General features: G+C 36.6%; 25 protein-coding genes. 18 read left to right on the top strand and 7 right to left on the bottom strand.

Annotation, left to right across the window (positions count from 1 at the left end):
* Position 1: 1 nt before the first annotated feature.
* The 3 genes from V1L66_RS21300 to V1L66_RS21290 all read right to left on the bottom strand — a co-directional run bounded on the left by V1L66_RS21300 (position 2) and on the right by V1L66_RS21290 (position 2,140).
* Positions 2-1,332, bottom strand: a protein-coding gene (locus V1L66_RS21300) for an IS3 family transposase (protein ID WP_409072232.1) whose coding sequence is annotated in 2 segments (ribosomal slippage) — positions 2-948 and positions 948-1,332 — 1,332 coding nt in all. Because the reading frame shifts where the segments join, the coding sequence is not laid out codon by codon here.
* Between the two features lie 65 nt (positions 1,333-1,397).
* Positions 1,398-1,718, bottom strand: a complete 321-nt coding sequence (locus V1L66_RS21295) for a helix-turn-helix transcriptional regulator (RefSeq protein WP_036078020.1) — start codon at positions 1,716-1,718, stop codon at positions 1,398-1,400.
* Complete coding sequence (locus V1L66_RS21290) at positions 1,718-2,140, bottom strand: SRPBCC domain-containing protein (protein ID WP_036078021.1); 423 nt, start codon at positions 2,138-2,140, stop codon at positions 1,718-1,720. Before V1L66_RS21290 ends, V1L66_RS21295 begins: the two co-directional genes overlap by 1 nt.
* Before the next feature lie 227 nt (positions 2,141-2,367).
* Between V1L66_RS21290 and V1L66_RS21285 the strand changes: the two genes are divergently transcribed.
* The 6 genes from V1L66_RS21285 to ytxJ all read left to right on the top strand — a co-directional run bounded on the left by V1L66_RS21285 (position 2,368) and on the right by ytxJ (position 6,635).
* The gene (locus tag V1L66_RS21285; protein ID WP_016992167.1) at positions 2,368-3,006 is read left to right on the top strand and encodes a LysE family translocator; all 639 of its coding nucleotides are present in this window, start codon (positions 2,368-2,370) and stop codon (positions 3,004-3,006) included.
* A 365-nt stretch (positions 3,007-3,371) separates the two neighbouring features.
* Positions 3,372-4,280 carry a LysR family transcriptional regulator gene (locus tag V1L66_RS21280; protein ID WP_333005713.1) on the top strand — a complete coding sequence of 303 codons (909 nt, stop codon included), beginning with the start codon at positions 3,372-3,374 and terminating at the stop codon, positions 4,278-4,280.
* Positions 4,281-4,363: 83 nt separating this feature from the next.
* Positions 4,364-5,071, top strand: coding sequence for a CoA transferase subunit A (locus V1L66_RS21275; RefSeq protein WP_333005711.1), 708 nt, complete (start codon positions 4,364-4,366; stop codon positions 5,069-5,071).
* Positions 5,071-5,709 carry a 3-oxoacid CoA-transferase subunit B gene (locus V1L66_RS21270; RefSeq protein ID WP_016992169.1) on the top strand — a complete coding sequence of 213 codons (639 nt, stop codon included), beginning with the start codon at positions 5,071-5,073 and terminating at the stop codon, positions 5,707-5,709. Before V1L66_RS21275 ends, V1L66_RS21270 begins: the two co-directional genes overlap by 1 nt.
* A gap of 69 nt (positions 5,710-5,778) precedes the next feature.
* Complete coding sequence (locus V1L66_RS21265) at positions 5,779-6,192, top strand: VOC family protein (RefSeq protein WP_016992170.1); 414 nt, start codon at positions 5,779-5,781, stop codon at positions 6,190-6,192.
* Between the two features lie 98 nt (positions 6,193-6,290).
* Positions 6,291-6,635: a bacillithiol system redox-active protein YtxJ gene (gene ytxJ / locus V1L66_RS21260; protein WP_333005709.1), complete on the top strand. Its 345-nt coding sequence runs from the start codon at positions 6,291-6,293 to the stop codon at positions 6,633-6,635.
* Between the two features lie 22 nt (positions 6,636-6,657).
* On the opposite strand, the gene V1L66_RS21255 is transcribed toward ytxJ, so the two are convergent.
* From V1L66_RS21255 to V1L66_RS21240, 4 genes are all read right to left on the bottom strand, one after another.
* Positions 6,658-7,122, bottom strand: a complete 465-nt coding sequence (locus tag V1L66_RS21255) for a hypothetical protein (RefSeq protein WP_238542703.1) — start codon at positions 7,120-7,122, stop codon at positions 6,658-6,660.
* 426 nt (positions 7,123-7,548) lie between these two features.
* A complete protein-coding gene (locus tag V1L66_RS21250) occupies positions 7,549-8,739 on the bottom strand; it encodes a site-specific integrase (RefSeq protein ID WP_333005706.1) in 1,191 nt (396 codons plus the stop codon).
* A 79-nt stretch (positions 8,740-8,818) separates the two neighbouring features.
* Positions 8,819-9,268, bottom strand: a complete 450-nt coding sequence (locus V1L66_RS21245) for an ImmA/IrrE family metallo-endopeptidase (RefSeq protein ID WP_333005704.1) — start codon at positions 9,266-9,268, stop codon at positions 8,819-8,821.
* An 11-nt stretch (positions 9,269-9,279) separates the two neighbouring features.
* The gene (locus V1L66_RS21240; RefSeq protein WP_333005703.1) at positions 9,280-9,738 is read right to left on the bottom strand and encodes a helix-turn-helix transcriptional regulator; all 459 of its coding nucleotides are present in this window, start codon (positions 9,736-9,738) and stop codon (positions 9,280-9,282) included.
* 204 nt (positions 9,739-9,942) lie between these two features.
* On the opposite strand from V1L66_RS21240, the gene V1L66_RS21235 reads away from it, so the two are divergent.
* Genes V1L66_RS21235 through V1L66_RS21180 form a run of 12 tightly spaced genes read left to right on the top strand, consistent with a single transcriptional unit; the run spans position 9,943 to position 13,794 of the window.
* Positions 9,943-10,188 (top strand): helix-turn-helix transcriptional regulator, encoded by a 246-nt coding sequence (locus V1L66_RS21235; protein WP_333005702.1) that lies wholly within the window; start codon positions 9,943-9,945, stop codon positions 10,186-10,188.
* A 13-nt stretch (positions 10,189-10,201) separates the two neighbouring features.
* Complete coding sequence (locus V1L66_RS21230; RefSeq protein ID WP_333005701.1) at positions 10,202-10,393, top strand: helix-turn-helix domain-containing protein; 192 nt, start codon at positions 10,202-10,204, stop codon at positions 10,391-10,393.
* A complete protein-coding gene (locus V1L66_RS21225) occupies positions 10,383-10,613 on the top strand; it encodes a DUF6877 family protein (protein WP_333005699.1) in 231 nt (76 codons plus the stop codon). The genes V1L66_RS21230 and V1L66_RS21225 overlap by 11 nt, the downstream gene beginning before the upstream one ends.
* Positions 10,614-10,772, top strand: coding sequence for a hypothetical protein (locus tag V1L66_RS21220; RefSeq protein ID WP_175400727.1), 159 nt, complete (start codon positions 10,614-10,616; stop codon positions 10,770-10,772).
* A complete protein-coding gene (locus V1L66_RS21215) occupies positions 10,769-11,047 on the top strand; it encodes a hypothetical protein (protein WP_333005696.1) in 279 nt (92 codons plus the stop codon). The genes V1L66_RS21220 and V1L66_RS21215 overlap by 4 nt, the downstream gene beginning before the upstream one ends.
* Positions 11,040-11,234 carry an IDEAL domain-containing protein gene (locus V1L66_RS21210; protein WP_333005695.1) on the top strand — a complete coding sequence of 65 codons (195 nt, stop codon included), beginning with the start codon at positions 11,040-11,042 and terminating at the stop codon, positions 11,232-11,234. The genes V1L66_RS21215 and V1L66_RS21210 overlap by 8 nt, the downstream gene beginning before the upstream one ends.
* Positions 11,235-11,248: 14 nt before the next feature.
* Positions 11,249-11,515 (top strand): AbrB/MazE/SpoVT family DNA-binding domain-containing protein, encoded by a 267-nt coding sequence (locus V1L66_RS21205; protein WP_259419049.1) that lies wholly within the window; start codon positions 11,249-11,251, stop codon positions 11,513-11,515.
* A gap of 8 nt (positions 11,516-11,523) precedes the next feature.
* On the top strand, positions 11,524-11,700 hold the full coding sequence (locus V1L66_RS21200; RefSeq protein ID WP_333005694.1) for a hypothetical protein: 177 nt from the start codon (positions 11,524-11,526) through the stop codon (positions 11,698-11,700).
* A complete protein-coding gene (locus V1L66_RS21195) occupies positions 11,700-12,296 on the top strand; it encodes a hypothetical protein (protein ID WP_333005693.1) in 597 nt (198 codons plus the stop codon). Before V1L66_RS21200 ends, V1L66_RS21195 begins: the two co-directional genes overlap by 1 nt.
* Positions 12,293-12,925 (top strand): hypothetical protein, encoded by a 633-nt coding sequence (locus V1L66_RS21190; protein ID WP_333005691.1) that lies wholly within the window; start codon positions 12,293-12,295, stop codon positions 12,923-12,925. The genes V1L66_RS21195 and V1L66_RS21190 overlap by 4 nt, the downstream gene beginning before the upstream one ends.
* Positions 12,925-13,398 carry a siphovirus Gp157 family protein gene (locus V1L66_RS21185; protein WP_333005690.1) on the top strand — a complete coding sequence of 158 codons (474 nt, stop codon included), beginning with the start codon at positions 12,925-12,927 and terminating at the stop codon, positions 13,396-13,398. The genes V1L66_RS21190 and V1L66_RS21185 overlap by 1 nt, the downstream gene beginning before the upstream one ends.
* A 12-nt stretch (positions 13,399-13,410) precedes the next feature.
* Positions 13,411-13,794, top strand: a complete 384-nt coding sequence (locus V1L66_RS21180; protein WP_333005688.1) for an organic solvent tolerance protein OstA — start codon at positions 13,411-13,413, stop codon at positions 13,792-13,794.
* Positions 13,795-13,814 lie beyond the last annotated feature (20 nt).

Here is a 13,814-nt window from a genome sequence, read left to right as displayed (position 1 = left end):
GCTAGGTAACTTGTTGAAGCTGCTGTCTGTATTTTGCAGGCGGCAGCTTTTTCAAATGCCATTGCCCTCGATAATGGTTGTAATACATCATATAACTCTTAATTTCTCGTTTGACTTCTTCTAATGTTTCACATTTCTCGATAGTTGTTTCATCTTTAAAATGTCCAAAAAATGATTCTTGTGGCGCATTGTCCCAACAGTTTCCACGGCGAGACATGGATTGTCCTAACCCCATTTTCTTCACAAGTTTTTGGAATTGTGGATTGGTATAATGGAATCCTTGATCCGAATGAATAAAGGCATCTTCCGTTAAATGGCGGTGTTTCTTCAATTGATGAAGCGTATTGAGGGCAATATCTATACTTAATGAAGACGACACTTCATACGCTAAAATTTCATTCGTTTCAGCGTCTTTAATCGTTGATAAATAAGCGCGTTTACTGCTTCCATACGTTAAATAGGTGATATCTGTCAGTAACACTTTTCCGGCCATACCCTGTTTAAAGTTGCGTTGTAATTCATTTGGGCACGTACGATGTTCTTTCGTTGCTTTTGCCATACGTCGAGTTGGATTCGCTTTTCGAATCGGGCAGATAATCTGATATTTTTTCATCACACGGCGAATACGTTTCAGATTGTACGTAATTCCATATTGATTTTCTAACGTCATTTTAATTTGACGTGCTCCTTTTTTTCGCCCTCTGAAATGATACGCTTTTAAAATGATTTCCTTTACCACTTCATCTGCTTGTTCTTGCTCCACACGCTTCTGAGCTGATTTTTCTAAAAAATAATTGTAATAGCCAGACCGAGATATACCCATCACATCACATAAATAGCTGACTAAACGCTTTAATTTATACTTTTTCATCGTGTGATGGATGAGTTCAAATTTTAGTGTCGTAGCGATTTTTATTTCTTCTTCAACATCTGCCTTTCGAGTAGATCGAGCTTTTTTAACAATTCATTCTCTGCTTCAAGTAACCGATTTTTCGCCTCTAAACGCTTCAATTTTTCTTCTAATGTCAATTCGCGTTCGGAAGGTCTACCTGAATTTGTTTTACGTGTATCTTGTAAACCTCCGACACCTGCTTTACGATAAGAAGCTCGCCAGCGTTTGCCTGAAGATTCGATTCGTTTTATACCGATTAATTCAACATCTAAACCTGCATTTTCAAAAATTTCTCTTGGGAATTTACCTTTTTCATTTTCCGCAATAAAATGACGTTTAAATTCGTCAGTATATGTGATCGCTTTCTCGCTAACTGCTTGCACATTTGGATTACATTTTAGTTGTTCTTGTTCCATTTTCGTAAAATATCTTTTGGTCATTTCACTCTACCCCAACATCTTTTTTCTCATTATAAACAAAAAAAATGGACAGCTCTTTTTTACTTTTAATGATCCTCCACCATGCTTTGAAGCTGAGCCAATTTATTGTCCCAAAATAAATGGAAGTATTGGAGCCAATCTTCAATCTCCTTTAAGCGCTCACTATGCAACGTATAGATTTTTTCGCGCCCTTTTTTTTGAGCAGAAATTAGCTCCGCCTGTTCCAATATTTTCAAATGCTTCACGACAGCGGTTCGACTAATCGTAAAATGCTCAGTAATATTGGAAATAGGTCTGTCACTTGCTGCAAGGAGCTGTAAAACACTTCTTCTTGTTGGATCAGCGATTGCTTGAAAAACATCATACCTTATGGCTGCTTCAGTCATTAGGATTCAGCAGCCTCTTTTAATTTATGATTAATAATCATTGTCCAGCCACCATCCATATTAGTACGTATGGCTTCAGTGGCAGTGTTCGCTTTAGGAATAATATGTGATGCTTCCTTCCAGCCGCCATGTGTTAAAGTAAATTCAGTTTGCTCGCCTACTTCTTTTAGCTCAAAAGTGACGAACCAACCATCTTGATCCCAAGCAAATCGCAGAAAGTGCGGTGCATCAACACGTTCTACCTTGCAGGGTGAAGGGCCGAACGGTGATTGAATAGTAAATTCGTGACCTTCAATAGGTTGAAAATCATTTGGCATAAACCAGGAAGCAATTTTGTCAGCTGTTGCGACAGTCTCCCAAACTTTTTCGATAGGGGCATTTAATGTAATTGTTTTGACAATATCCTGCAATTTTTCAGTCATGTTCTATTACTCCTTTTGATTGATGAATGATACCTTGGTGTAATGGCGTACAACGTTATTCGAGTCCACTAAAGCAGAGGAATCTGTATGACATATAACCATAAGGTGTTATGAATATATAACACCTTATGGTTATATGTCAACGAAAACATTTTGTATCTTTCTGTTGCTCTTGGCGTATGTTACAATTATTTTTATAATTTTCTGACAGAAAGGGTGGGCGTAATATGGTCAATATATCTGTGTTCTTAGTTATGTGCATTTTACTTATTATTTTACCTGGCCCTGATACAGCGATTGCAACAAAGAACACACTGACTGTGAGCAGAAAGGGCGGTTTACAAACAATCATAGGTTCTTGTTGCGGTTTATTAATTCATACTTGTGCGGCTGTTATTGGACTTTCAGCGATTATTGTAAAATCTGCCTATATATTCGCTGTTTTAAAATATGTTGGTGCGGTTTATTTATGTTATTTAGGAATCAAGACCTTATGGACACTTCGAACTATTCGCACACAATCCCCGGCTGTACAAGATGAAGCAAGTATTGAGCACAAGTATTCTCAACAATCTTGCTTTAAGCAAGGGTTTCTCACAAATGTGACAAATCCAAAGGTCGCAGTATTTTTCCTAACATTTCTTCCTCAATTCGTAGATGGTAACAGTGGAACATTCCTCCCATTTTTAATAATGGGTCTCATTTATACAGCATTAACAATGCTATGGTTTATCTTCTATGTGTACCTTTTAGATCGAATTAGCGCATTTATGAAAAAGCCATCAACTAAGGCAGTAATTGAAGGACTAACAGGTGCAATATTAATTGCATTTGGGATTAAGTTAGCATTAGAAAAAGCACACTAAGTAGAAAATACACCACTTTTTAAGGTGGTGTATTTTCATGTTGTTGAAAAAAGGTGAGTCATCGTCAGAAAAAGCAATTTTGAAAGGTGAGGAGTTGATTTCCGTTCCGCCAGCGTCCTTTCCCAGGTGGCGTCCAATGAGTCTCTTCACTCCCTGCGTTCACTAGTAGTGACGCTGGCTCCAGTTTATAATTGATTGTAGGACATATAACCCTCAAAAACTCTCCATTATTAAAATATAGAAATCTAAAACTTTGATGATCAACTGATTGAAAAGGATTAAAAAGGAAGAGTGGAGAATTTATTACTAAAGGGAATTACTTATAGATACTTTATAAAAAATATGAATAAATGGAGACGATAGTGATGGAATTAAGAGATTTAAAAGCCTTTATGGCTGTTGTTGAACATAGGAGTTTTACAAAGGCTGCAAATGATTCCTTTGTATCTCAGCCTTCATTAAGCAAAAGTATCAAAAAATTAGAAGAATCATTACAAGTTGAATTGTTGAATAGGTCAACGCGTAATGTAGAACTAACAGATGCAGGTAGTATTGTGTATAATCAAGGACAAAAAATAATGCATGCTATCCAAGAACTACATATTTTACTAGATGATCTATTAAATATTAAAACAGGTGCTATCAAGTTAGGGATCCCACCTTTAATTGGAACATTATTTTTCCCTGAAATTGCTAGGGGATTTCATCAGCTATATCCTGAAGTGCATTTAGCGCTTGTCGAACGTGGTGCAAAAATGGTAGAAATGCTAGTAGAAAATGGTGATGTTGATATGGGCATCATAGTATTACCAGTAGATGAAAGGAAGTTTGCTGTTCAACCCTTTATAGAAGACCAGTTTTATGTTTTTATGAATGAATCTCACCCCTATGCATGCCAGGAATCGATAGCTTTACAAGATTTAAAAAATGAAACATTCATTATCTTTGCGGAGGAGTTCACCCTTCACGACTATATAATTAAATCCTGTGAAAGCGTTGGTTTTACACCTACAATTGGCTATAAAAGTTCACAATGGGACTTGATTGTAGAATTAGTATCCTCTAATTTAGGGATTACATTGTTACCGCATTCCATAGCTGCTAAGCAAACAAATACAAATGTGAAAATAATTCCATTAGATAATTTTGAAATGCCATGGCGTTTAGGGATTATTACGAAAAAGAATGCCTATCAATCTTATGCATTAAAACAGTTACTTGAAATGATGTGTAGGAATAGCGAGAAGAGATTTATTCTAAATAGGAATAAGTAGTATTCTAATTAATTCCTTTACTTGTAAAATAGCAATGATGTAGAATTTTCCTTAACAAACGAGCAATTCAGGGAGGTTTCGAGATGGGGAATGGGAAGGTATGGAATTCATTTGAAGAGGCGATTGCGGATATTAAGGATGGCGACACATTAGCTGTAGGTGGCTTCGGGCTATGCGGTATACCCGAAAAATCTATCGCAGCATTAGTGCAACAGGGAACAAAGGATTTAACGGTTATCAGTAACAACTGTGGTGTAGATGACTGGGGGTTGGGTCTACTATTAGCAAACAAGCAAATTAAAAAAATGGTTGCTTCTTATGTAGGAGAAAATAAGATTTTTGAACAACAATTTTTAAGTGGTGAGCTAGAAGTAGAGTTGACACCGCAAGGAACTCTTGCAGAACGTTTGCGTGCAGGTGGAGCGGGAATTCCTGGGTTTTACACAGCTACAGGGGTTGGAACGCCGATTGCTGAAGGAAAAGAAGCGAAGGTTTTTGATGGCAAAGAATATATTTTGGAGGAAGGCATTGTTGCCGACTTTGCTCTGGTCAAAGCATGGAAAGCAGATAAGCTAGGAAATTTAGTTTACAGAAAAACATCACGCAATTTTAATCCATTAGCTGCTATGTCAGGAAAAATTACAATAGCTGAAGTGGAGGAAATTGTAGAAGTTGGAGAACTAGATCCTGATCATATCCATACACCAGGGGTTTTTGTACAACGTGTATTAGTAGGTGAAAACTATGAGAAGCGTATTGAACGTTTAACGGTGAAAAAGGGGGAAGCATAATGGATACAAGACAAAAAATTGTTAACCGAGCAGTAAAAGAAATAGCCAACGGTATGAATGTCAATTTAGGCATAGGTATTCCAACACTTGTTGCGAATGCAATCCCAGCCGATTATGACGTGCTTTTACAATCCGAAAACGGACTTCTCGGTATTGGTCCTTATCCAGTAGAAGATGCAGTAGATCCTGATCTAATCAATGCAGGTAAAGAAACGGTTACAACAGTTCCAGGGGCATCCTTCTTTGACAGTGCAGAATCATTCGCGATGATTCGAGGCGGACATATAGACCTTGCCATCTTAGGAGGTATGGAGGTATCTGAAACAGGAGATCTTGCTAATTGGATGATTCCAGGGAAAATGGTGAAGGGCATGGGTGGCGCAATGGATCTCGTAGTTGGTGCCAAGAGAGTGATTGTCGTCATGGAGCATGTGAATAAAAATGGTGAATCTAAAATTAAAAAACAATGTGAGCTTCCTCTAACAGGTAAAGGTGTCGTACATCGATTAATTACAGATTTGGCTGTATTTGATTTTACGAAAGATGGTATGCAATTGATTGAATTAGCAGAAGGTGTTTCTTTAGAGGAAGTAAAAGAGAAAACAGCCGCTTCATTTACAGTTGCTCTTATACAATAACTTCAGACCTATGACTGTTTCCAGCGCTATTGTCTCATTTTACAATAGTCTAAAAGGAGATACATAACGATGGAACAACAATGGACAAATGAATTAGCAGTCTCACAGGTAAGAGTGGCAAGACCAACCGCTCAGCTAAAGGAAATAGCACGGTTTTACTGTGAAGGCGTCGGATTAAAGAAAATAGGCTCTTTTGCAGGTCATCGTGGCTATGATGGTCTAATGATTGGTCTTCCAGATGCAAGTTATCATTTAGAATTTACAGAGCATATTGAAGGTAGCCCTTGTCCTGCACCAAGTAAGGACAATCTTCTCGTACTTTATATCCCAAACAGAGATACAATTCGCCATATTGTCGAACGTCTTGCACTTATGGGATATCCCGAAGTAGAGCCTGAAAATCTGTATTGGGCTGAAAAAGGGGTAACCATTGAAGATCCTGATGGCTGGCGTATAGTACTCATGAATACAGAAGGCATTTAAATAGAAAATTTTAAGCACGAGCTATGTCTGTAGTCTCGTGTTTTTTATGCGACCTAAAATACCCTGTGTAGTATATAATTTGTTTAGGAGGTTACTAAATGCAACGAATAACAACATTGAACACGTGGTACGAAGTTTTGGAGCAATCGAAGTTCAAACCTTGTCTTGTATTAAAAATTAGCATGACATGTATAAGTAGTATTTCAGCTTTAAAGGAATATAAAGTATTACAAACGAAATTGCCTAAATATATTGTGATTGTACAAATGGACCGAGTAGTTTCAAATGCTATTGCCTGTGATCTTCAAGTGAAGCACGAATCACCACAGCTATTAATTTTGCAGGGTGGGAAAGGAATTTGGCAAGCAACTCACTACAAAATAAAGCAATCTCTTTTAGTAAACGCTATAGAACAATATGTAAAAAAAGATACTCCACAATAGGGCGTGGGGTATCTGTATGTGCTTAATCTTCCAAGGCCTCATCTTCATGATAATTTGTGGCGCTAGACTCGATATCGACCTGTAGATAATTGGCCCAATCTACTTTGTGAAAATCCTCTTCACTAAAATAAATATTCAAAACCTCTGTCATCGTTTTGTCCCCATCAGGTTCAGTGAGCGGAGCATACCAAGTAATAGCTGGTGTCTTCACATTTTTTAATTTGGACAAATCAGCGAAAATTTTAGTAGAATCTCTTAGCATCTGGTTTTTCGATCCTTCTGTCACATCTGTATCTTGAATGGAAATTGTGACAACACCGTTTTTTGATTCATCCACAGAGAATTCATTTTTCACAATCGCGCCTACAATATCTTCAACATTCGTATTTTGATCGACTGCTACTTCCTTTGGCTCTGCGTTCTTTCCACAAGCTACTAATAGTAGTGAAGTAAAAACCAATAGATAAATTAATTTTTTCAATGTCATAACCTCCCTTGTTACTCCATCTATGTGCAAAATGGGAGGGAATTATACAAAATATAAGAAGGTTGTCCACAGTTTTTAAGAATGGTTTGGAAGTGATTGAATAGAGAAGAAGGGGAAAATATGTTGAATAAAAAGCACCTTAACCAAAATGGCTAAGGTGCTGGATCAATAATGTAATGGAAAAAAGCCGCGTATGCCGTAGTTATTATAGAAAGTTTTAAACCACCACTCCTCAAATGAGTTGTCGGCTGAGATTTATTTATAAATAATCACAATAAATAGCGTTATTCAAAGGTTTTATAAGGATTTATAAGGTTTTTCAATTGTTTTTATCAAGTTTAATCATTAATTACAATTATTTATAAACAAATTTCACAATCTTAACCCCAGTCTAACTTTAATTTAACCCCAATTTAACCCCAGGGGTTAAGATTGCTTTTTTACTCTAAAGAAACCATCTAGCTTATCAGCTGCTGCGCGATCAGCAGACTTGAACGCATGACCATAAGTATTCATTGTTACTGATATGTCAGAATGTCCTAGACGTTCGCTAATTAGTTTGGCATGAACACCTTGTGCTATCAAAAGACTTGCTGATGTATGGCGTAGATCATGAAGGCGAATATATTTAAATTTCCGTTCATTAATAAACTTGTGCCAATGTTTTGAAGGGCTAGTTGGATAAAGGTGTGTTCCATCAAACGAATGAAAAAGCCATTCTCTATCTTGTTCAATCCATTTATCACCTTTTTTCAATTTCTCTTTTGCCCAATGTATACGATAAGCTTTTAATTCTTCCATTACAGAATCAGGCAATGTTACATAACGTTTTGATTTTTTCGTTTTAGTAGATTTAATGTGAGGACCTTGTTTAGTCAAAACAATTGATTGGTGAATGTATATTTGTTGATTTTCAAAGTCTACATCTTTCCATTCTAAACCCAGTAGTTCACCTTTTCGTAATCCAGCAGCTAATGCTAAAGTAAACATCATTCTCCATAATTCTGATTCACTTTGTAACATACGCATTAACGTTTCTATTTCATCTTCTTCGTATATCTGCATTTCTTTATCCACATCATCTGTATCGCTAGGTCGAGGTTTTTCAACTCCATCCATAGGATTAGTTGACAGTACACCCCATTTCACAGCATATTTAAAAATACTTTTAAGTGTTCTATATACATCTTGTTTACTGTGATAAGTAACTGGATCGTCTTTACCATCATATCGTTTCATATCACGAATGACAGTCATAAGATGGAATTGATTTATTTGATCCATACGCATGTGACCAATAACAGGGATTATATGCAATTCCAATTTTCGTTGGTGATTCCCATATGTCGTTAAGGCAAGAGTGGAAGCAAAATCCTTTTCCCATTGTCCTGCAAAATCTTTAAATAGAATTCTTTCAGTTTGTACATAGTTACCTGATAAAACTTCATCTTTAAATTTGAGATATTCACGATCTAAAAATTCCTTTAGTTGTTTTGGTGACATTTTTTCTTCAATTGTTATTGATTTACGCCTTTTAGGGTATTTCCCATCTGCATCTTTTGGTAGATAGACAGTGAATCGATAAGAATTATCTCCACGCTTTTCAATATTCGCCATTATAGCTTCTCCTTTCGATTATGCATTTTCTCACAATTTTTTTTGCAATCACCACCTTTAATGGGAATATATGTTCCATTTAGGATAAAATTTTTTTACCATCTATACTTTTTAAAGACAACAGTTCTTCGGGAACTCCCAGTTCTTTAATAGCATCATAGATGGTAAAACAATCATTCTTTTCTATAAATAATTCATCAGGTAGTAATAACTCAATAGCGAAAGTATTAGCTTCAATTTCCAATTTGTCTGTAGAAAAAAGAGTATGCCTTTTTAAAAAAGAAGTGTTGGTGTCAGGGTGCTGAACTGCATGTCCTAATTCATGGGCAGCTATAAAATATTGAGACTCTCTACCTGCATCTTGATTAATATGAATAATCGGTATTCTAAAATTTTTATTGTAATAGCCTAATGTGTTACCCAATGGTTCAAATACAATTAGTACGCCTATGTATTTGGCAAGTTTGAAAGGATCATTTGTACCATATTTATTTACTAATTGGTTTACGGTTGACTTTATTGATGACACAAGCAACACTCCTATTTACGAAACTTTTTAGGGGTGAATTTCTGTTTAGCTAATCGTTTAGCTAAACGTAAAGAATTTTCTAGACTTGAAATTAATAATTCTCTATCCTCTAATTCTTCCTCACTTAATTCATCTAATGTTCGCCCATCAAAAGCTGCATGACCATTTTTAGATAATCCTTCAAGCATTTTTTGCAATTCTTCTTGAATAGATTGTTCATCTTTTTCAGTTAATTCAGGGTTGAAAGGTTTTTCTACACTAATTTCTCCAGTGGCCATTCTTTCTAACTCATCTGTAGTGATCCCTAGACCTTTACATACTTTAAGTACATTATCCACAGAAGCATTCCCTATGCCTCTAGCTAACATTGACCTTAATGTTGTTGGTGGAATACCAATCATTTCAGCAAATGCCTTTTTACTGTAACCTGCTTCCTCAATTAAGCGTTCAATAATTTTCGCCTTTTCCAATTTTAAAAACTCCTTTTATTAACAGTTTATACGAAATTTCGTTCTTTCGTATATAATACTATACGCAATTTCGTATGTAAATAGAATAAAAACGATTTTGCGTTCTTTTTATTCGGAAATCAGTTGACAATGAACGCAATTACGTTTATATTCGTAAATAACAAAGAACGCAATTGCGTTCGTGGTAAGTGAGGTGAGGTAAGGGTGTATAAAAATTTGCGAGCGGAAATGGCTAGGGAAGGCATCACAATGGTTGATATTTCAGAGTTCTTAAATGTTCGATATGCAACTGTGAATGACAAAGTTAATGGGAAATATCGCTTTTATTATGATGAAGCATTAATGATAAAAAAACATTTCTTTCCAAATTGTAGTCTTGAGTACCTTTTTGAAAAGGAGGATGAGGTTGAATCTGAGGATGAAAGTGAGCAACAAGTAGTTTGTTTATGAGAGGAGAGAGATTATGGGAAAGCTCACTATGTCAGTAGATGAAGTCGCTAATGAGTTAGGTGTTAGTAAGACAACTATTTACACAATGGCACGGCAAAAGGAAATCCCTCATACAAAAGTTAGGGGAAGAATTTTATTTCACAAACCTACAATCGAACAATGGTTAATCACAAATACAGTAGGCGGTGAAACCAATGAACATTAAACCTGTTCCAGTGGAGTTAGTAGGTGAAACATTGATGAATATTCCGCCACTGTATTTATTGAGTACGGTTGCTAGCAAGTTACCTATAGCTGTCCTATTAGATGTTAATCAGCGCATAGGTGACTGGCTTGCCAGCGGTGGCAAAGAAACAGATCCATACATTTGGCAGCAAGTAGCCTATGCTCAGAAAGTTTATGAGGCAATGAAAGGAGGTGATTGATTGCGTATAGGCAACACTCATGCTGATGTTTATGACCGTGAAACGGATTACTGGCGAGACATTGAGGATGCACGGAATGCCCAAATAGAGGCACAGAAAAACGTGTCAAAGGCTCAAACCAATGACAATGCAGTATACAAGGAAGGTGAAAAGGGATGAAGTTACAACCTGCAGCTGAGATGAAAAAGGTTACAAACGAAGCAACTGCAAAATTCGAAAAGGATTCATTAGAAAGTGAATATTTCAAAGACCTAGTTAAAGGTATTGAATCAAAAGCAGAACAAGGTAGCTGTAAATTCACTTACATTTATCAAGGTGATGAACCTCGTATACTAGGAGTCTTTTCAAAAGAGTTAAAAAAAGCTGGCTATACGATTTTAGACAATAAGGGCGTGACTGGTTTCACGGTAAATTGGGGTGATTCAGTTGTTTGATTCTATATTGAAGGCTGTTACAGAACTTGCAATACAAGAGGGGCTTTTAGTTGAAGAAGATGGTGTCCTATTAAGTCCAAAAACAATCGGTCTGGTGAAAGAGATTGAAGAAATGAACCGTCAACATTTGATTGATAAGGCTTTAGCTAATAATGATCGTGAGTTGTTCATGCAATTAACTAGTTAAAAGGAGGAAATATCATGAAATCAACAGGCATGGTTCGTAAGGTGGATGAATTAGGTCGCTTAGTAATTCCAAAAGAGTTGCGTACTACATTAGGCATCAAGGTAAAGGATGCAGTAGAAATTTTCACTGATGGGGACAAGGTTATTTTGAAAAAATACAAGCCTAATATGGCATGCATGGCTACTGGTGAAGTCTCTGATGATAATTATAGTTTGCTAGGTGGCAAGTTGATATTGAGTCGTGAAGGCTTAGAAAAGCTTCTCGATGAGATAGAGAAGTAGGTGATTCCATGCGTATAGGCCACACACACGCTGATGTATACGACCGTGAATCAGATTACTGGCAAGACATCGAGGATGCAGAAAATGCCCAAATTGAGGCACAAAAAAACTCGTCAAAGGCGGCAACCAATGGCGAGATAAAAAAATTATATGACACTGGTAGTGTACCACAGGAGGAATTGTAATGGCAAAGTTTAATATCGAGGTTGAATTAGATTGGTTAGATGAAGAAATGACGTTGGATGAAGAAATTCAACGAAAGATCATTTCAGGTATACAAAACCGTTTAACAAACAAGTTAGAAGAAAAAATGGAACAACAACTTTCTTCTGTAATCACTGAAAAGGTAAATTCTATTGCTGATGAATTTATCTCAAAAATCATGACAGATAATATTGCGAATATCAAAATCCCTTATAAAACAAGCTCATGGGGATCTAATGTAGAATACATGTCTTTATCAGAGTATATGGGCAAACAGTTTGAAAGGGCTGTAGCAGAAAAAACACTTACAAAACATGGAGAGAAGCCGAGTTATCGAGATGATGCCAAGTATTCAATCGTTGAATATTTAACACAAGGTTATATCGCAAAAGAGCTTAATGAAAAAGTAGCAGATATGATTCGAGAGGCTAAAACAAAAGCAGAGCAAACGTTAATTAGTAATCTTGAAGCTAATTTGCAACAACAATTAAATGCAGATATGTTGAAACGTTTAAATATACCACAGCTTCTGCAAAATCTTCAAAATACAATTGAATGCGAGGTTGAAGGTCAATGACAAAGTTTATTGAGCAACGTGTAGATGAATTAGAAAATCAGGTAGCCAAATTAGAATTAATCATACATGAATTACGTGGCAAGAAACCGATTGAGCCTTCCACAACTACTGTGGAGGACGACAAACCATTAACACCAAATCAACAACGTGCTGCAATTATTGAAAAGGCGAAGAAGTTTGTTGAAGAAAAATTAGGTAGAGAACAAGCAGTGCCAGATTCAAGAGGTTCTATATACGGACCTTGGTATTTAAAAGATTTTGATTTTGTTGTAAACATTGAAAAACGTACAATCATTGCCTTATGTAAAGGAACTAAAGGAAAAGTAAGGGAAAGAGGCATTGCCAAATGCAACCCAAATGACGTATTCAACGAACACATTGGAAAAGCCATTGCACTAGGACGAGCGCTTGGTCTTGATGTAAGTGAGTTTGAACAGGCAATACAGCCGACAGTGGCGGTAGGTCAATTGATTGAAGTTTGCCGTGCCTCAGATAATAAGTCAACTGGACATTTCTTAACCGTTAACGGGATTAATTCAAATGGGTACCCTACTCATGATGACGGTATGTATACAAGCCATTATAAAATCATCAACGACACAAACGCTCAATATGGAGGTGCTAACTAATGGCTACCCTTTATGAGTTGAAAGGCGCGTTATTACAATTACAAAGAATGATTGAAGATGGAGCCGAAGGTTTAGAAGATACACTTGAATCAATTGAACTTGCAACAGCGGACAAGCTGGAAGGTTATGCGATGGTCATCAAGAATGTTGAATCAGACATTGACGGATTGAGAGCAGAAGAAAAACGTCTTGCTGAACGCCGTAAGGCAATGGAGAACAATGTTAAACGCATGAAAGACAGTATGTACGAAGCATTGCTAACTGTGGAAGGCAATCGCTTAAAAACGGATAAATTTACATTCAGCTTCCGTAAATCCACATCAGTACAAATCGAAAACGATGCAGCTATCCCTCCACAGTTTATCAAAGTGGAGAAAACAATCAGTCGAGCTGAATTAACTAAAGCACTTAAAGCAGGTGAGCAAATAGAAGGTGCTCAACTTGTTGAAAATCAATCTTTAAGTATTCGATAGGAGGATAAACACTTGAAAAAATTACTCAATCAAAAAGAACAATGGTATGCAGATACAGCAGAAGAAGCTGAGGAAATTGTTACTGAAGCGAAAGAAAATGAAGCGTTAATCATGAAAAAAATCAGCGAGAAGTACAACAAGTACGGCCAGTATTTCCTTGTGGATTTAACTTATCAATACGGTACTCCTAAAGAGGTTATGGAAGGCAAACCGAAGGATGATGCTCCAGATGGTCAAATGAGCATTGATGAAGTGCATGAAGGTGTTCCATATACAGTCAATCATGATGGCAGTGTAACAGTTGAAAATACGGATGAAGAATTACCAGAATTCGAGGATCCATTCGCAAATGCTGAAGCGAAACAAGATGCATCTACTGAAGACGTGCCATTTTAATAGAAAAGGAGTGTGGAAGG

The sequence above is a fragment of the Lysinibacillus sp. IITD104 genome (assembly GCF_036698265.2).
GTDB classification, from domain to species: domain Bacteria; phylum Bacillota; class Bacilli; order Bacillales_A; family Planococcaceae; genus Lysinibacillus; species Lysinibacillus boronitolerans.
Note: the sequence above shows the minus strand (reverse complement) of the source record. Positions and strands in the feature narration are given on the sequence as shown.